The sequence below is a fragment of the Allobosea sp. 05T422_2 genome (assembly GCF_056396265.1).
Genome location: NZ_JBFTLD010000408.1, coordinates 1 through 3,597 on the forward strand (window position 1 = coordinate 1; position 3,597 = coordinate 3,597).

The 3,597-nt window shown below is 66.6% G+C and carries 5 protein-coding genes and 2 riboswitches; all 5 genes read left to right on the plus strand.

The features are described 5' to 3' along the window. Nucleotides 1-8: 8 nt before the first annotated feature. The gene (locus AC1DJT_RS35110) at nucleotides 9-473 is read left to right on the plus strand and encodes an invasion associated locus B family protein (protein WP_476835905.1); all 465 of its coding nucleotides are present in this window, start codon (nucleotides 9-11) and stop codon (nucleotides 471-473) included. Between the two features lie 92 nt (nucleotides 474-565). Then, entirely contained in the window at nucleotides 566-1,072 is a 507-nt protein-coding gene (locus AC1DJT_RS35115; RefSeq protein ID WP_476835901.1) for a hypothetical protein, read from the plus strand. 94 nt (nucleotides 1,073-1,166) lie between these two features. Continuing rightward, a riboswitch (glycine riboswitch) is annotated at nucleotides 1,167-1,266 on the plus strand. Nucleotides 1,267-1,270: 4 nt separating this feature from the next. Beyond that, nucleotides 1,271-1,368, plus strand: a riboswitch (glycine riboswitch). Between the two features lie 57 nt (nucleotides 1,369-1,425). Beyond that, nucleotides 1,426-2,583 (plus strand): glycine cleavage system aminomethyltransferase GcvT, encoded by a 1,158-nt coding sequence (gcvT, locus tag AC1DJT_RS35120; protein ID WP_476835902.1) that lies wholly within the window; start codon nucleotides 1,426-1,428, stop codon nucleotides 2,581-2,583. A gap of 32 nt (nucleotides 2,584-2,615) precedes the next feature. Further along, nucleotides 2,616-2,990: a glycine cleavage system protein GcvH gene (gene gcvH / locus AC1DJT_RS35125; RefSeq protein ID WP_476835903.1), complete on the plus strand. Its 375-nt coding sequence runs from the start codon at nucleotides 2,616-2,618 to the stop codon at nucleotides 2,988-2,990. Nucleotides 2,991-3,072: 82 nt separating this feature from the next. Beyond that, nucleotides 3,073-3,597: PLP-dependent aminotransferase family protein (locus tag AC1DJT_RS35130; protein WP_476835904.1), on the plus strand; the 525-nt coding region annotated here is incomplete at its 3' end.

A 3,597-nucleotide genomic window follows, 5' to 3' on the forward strand; every position in this document is an offset into this window, starting at 1 on the left:
GCGTATGTCTGGGTTCGAGCAGCGTGGCTTTCGCCCAGGGCGCTGTGAAGTCGACGCACGGCGATTGGCAGTTGCGCTGCGAGGTGCCGCCTGGCGCCAAGGCTGAGCAATGCGCGCTCGTGCAGAATGTCGCGGCCGAGGATCGGCCGAATTTGACGCTGCTGGTGATCGTGCTGAAGACGGCCGACCAGAAGAGCCGGCTTCTGCGTGTCGTGGCGCCCCTGGGTGTGCTGCTGCCGTCGGGGCTCGGTCTCAAGATCGACGACAAGGACATCGGCCGCGCTGGCTTCGTTCGTTGCCTGACCACKGGCTGCGTTGCCGAGGTGGTGATGGACGATACGCTGCTCGGCCAGCTCAAGGCCGGAAAAAGCGCCACATTCATCGTATTTCAGACTCCGGAGGAGGGCGTGGGTATCCCCGTCTCGCTTTCCGGATTCGGGCCTGGCGTGGAGACCCTGCCGTKAATGACGTGATGCCTCGCCGGCTGACTATGCTGGCTGCTTCTGTGCTGTGCCTTGGCCTTGCCGGCTGCGGTTCGCGCTCGCCCGCGGGCGAGCAGAGCGGCATGCAGACGCTGAGCAATATCGTGATGTTCCAGTCGACCAAGCCACCTCCGCCGGTGGAGAAGCCGCTGGTCGATCAGGAGGCGGACTTCGTCTGCCCGAGCGTGACCATTGCCGATGGTGGCGCTGCCATTCGCGCCCAGTCCGGCCCCGATAGCGGTAGCCTGCGGCACCAGATTTCGATCCTGAACGTGGCGCGCGAGTGCACGCCGACGGGCGGTGGCGGCTTCAGGCTGAAGGTGGGTGCCGAAGGCCGTGTGCTGGCTGGTCCGGCCGGTGGCCCCGGCAGCTATTATGCGTCGATGAGCACGGAGGTCCTGCGCGGGACGACCGTCGTTGCACGCCGTGCGGCGCGCGTCGGCGGCACGATCTCGTCCGGTCAGGCGGGCACCGATTTCACCCATATCGAGGACGGCATTGTCGTCCCGGCGGGCAAGGGCGACGTCGAGATCATCGTCGGCCTCAACACCGCTGGCGCTGCGGCGCCGGCTCGCGCGCGGCGCCGGTAGTCCTGCAGTCGCGAATGGCGCCGGTGTTTGCCGTGAACTGAGGCAAGGCGCCGATTGACTCGAAGGCGGCGTCTTGTATCTGTGCTGACGCCGCATCATCCCCGCGGGAGAGACCGGGTCCGGACTTGTCCAGGCCCGGCGCCGAAGGCGCAACCGCCCCGGAAACGCTCAGGCAAACGGACCGCGTGGGAATTGGCGCTCTGGAAAGCGGCGGATGCAACTCCGCCCACCGACGGGTGTAACCTGTCCGGCTGATCCTGCCGGTTCGGGGAAATCTCTCAGGTCCCAAGACAGAGGGGGCGCGCTCCGGACATTCCGTCCGGGGCTTGCGCTCGATTCTGGAAGGGGCCGCCATGGCTGCCGAAGCCGTTGAAGCTGATGCCGCAGGCGCCGAGGCGCTGCTCAAGACCCCGCTTCATTCCCGTCATGTCATGCTCGGTGCCCGTATGGTGCCGTTTGCCGGTTATGACATGCCGGTGCAGTACCCGATGGGTATTCTCACCGAGCATAACTGGACGCGCGAGAAGGCCGGGCTCTTCGACGTCTCGCATATGGGGCAGGCCTTTCTGCTCGGGCCCGATCACGAGACCACCGCGCGCGCGCTCGAGGCTTTGGTCCCCGCCGACATCGTCAACCTCGCTCCCGGCAAACAGYGTTATTCGCAGCTCCTCGATGAGAATGGCGGCATCCTCGACGATCTGATGGTCACGCGCTCCAGCGAGCCCGACGAGGACGGCGCTCTCCTCCTCATCGTCAATGCGGCCTGCAAGACGGCCGACTACGCCCATATCGAGGCGCGCCTGCCGGCCAATGTGAAGCTCGTCCGCGCGGAACATCGCGGGTTGATCGCGCTGCAAGGGCCTGCTGCCGCTGAATCGCTCGCCGCGCTGGCGCCCGAGGCCGCCGAGATGGGCTTCATGAGTGCGCGCAGCATGAAGGTGGCGGGCGTCAAGGCCAATCTCAGCCGCTCCGGCTATACCGGCGAGGACGGCTACGAGATTTCCGCCGCGGCAAACAGGATAGGCGAGATCTGGGACGCGCTCCTGCTCGATCCGCGCGTCAAGCCGATCGGACTCGGTGCCCGCGATTCGCTGCGCCTCGAGGCAGGGCTCTGCCTCTACGGGCACGATATCGACACCACGACCTCGCCGGTCGAGGCCGGGCTGAACTGGTCGATCCAGAAGCGGCGGCGCGAGGAAGGCGGCTTCCCGGGAGCGGCCCGCATCCAGCGCGAATTCGCGGAAGGCGTTTCGCGCGTCCGCATCGGGCTCCTGCCCGAGGGCCGCGCTCCTGCCCGCGAAGGCGCCGATATTGCGACGCCGGAAGGCGAGATCGTCGGCAAGGTCACATCCGGCGGCTTCGGCCCGACGCTCAACGCGCCCTGCGCGATGGGGTATGTCGCAAAGGCCCACTCGGCTCCCGGCACGCGCCTTGACCTGATCGTGCGCGGCAAGCCGTTGGCGGCGACCGTCGCGCCGATGCCCTTCGTGCCCAACCGCTACAAGCGCTGATTCCCGACCCTATCCTGATCTGGAGGACCATCATGGCCGAGACCCGTTACACCAAGGACCACGAATATATCCGCATCGAGGGTGACACCGGCACCATCGGCATCACCGACTATGCCCAGGGCCAGCTCGGCGATGTCGTCTTCGTCKAGCTGCCTTCCGTCGGCAAGGCGGTCGCCAAGGGCGGCGAGGCTGCTGTGGTAGAGAGCGTCAAGGCCGCGTCCGAGGTCTATGCCCCGGTCTCGGGCGAGGTTGTCGCCGTCAACAGCGAGCTCGAGGCTGCGCCTGGCGCGGTCAATGAGGACCCGGCCGGCAAGGGCTGGTTCGTCAAGCTGAAGCTGACCAATCCTGCCGAGCTCGAGGGCCTGCTCAGCGAGGCCGAGTACCAGGACTACGTGAAGACGCTGTGAGCAGCGATTCATTGCCCATGACCTGAATGTCCGGTGCCGGGCGCGCGCTGCGCCCGGACCTGGAATGATCAAGGAAACCCCGATGCGCTATTTGCCCCTCACCGACACCGACCGCGAGGACATGCTCGCGCGCATCGGCGTTCCCGATATCGACGCCCTGTTCAGCGACGTGCCCACCGGCAAGCTGCTGAAGGCTCCGCTCGACCTGCCGCGCGCCAAGGGTGAACTCGAGGTCGAGCGCATCATGGGCCGGATGGCCGCCAGGAATGTCGCAGCCTCCGCGGCTCCGTTCTTCGTGGGTGCAGGCGCCTACAAGCACCACGTTCCGGCGACCGTCGATCACTTGATCCAGCGCTCGGAATTCCTGACCAGCTACACGCCCTATCAGCCCGAGATTGCGCAGGGCACGCTGCAATACCTCTTCGAATTCCAGACCCAGATCGCCGCGCTGACCGGCATGGAGGTCGCCAACGCCTCGATGTACGACGGCTCGACCGCGACCGGCGAGGCCGTGCTGATGGCTCACCGCGTCACCAAGCGCCGCAAGGCGGTCCTATCGGGGGGGCTGCATCCCCACTACACCGATGTGGTGAAGACCCTGTCCGGC

Excerpts from the sequence above, each read along its gene's own strand:
- AC1DJT_RS35115 (WP_476835901.1), top strand. The coding sequence starts at position 566 with ATGCAGACGCTGAGCAATATCGTGATGTTCCAGTCGACCAAGCCACCT.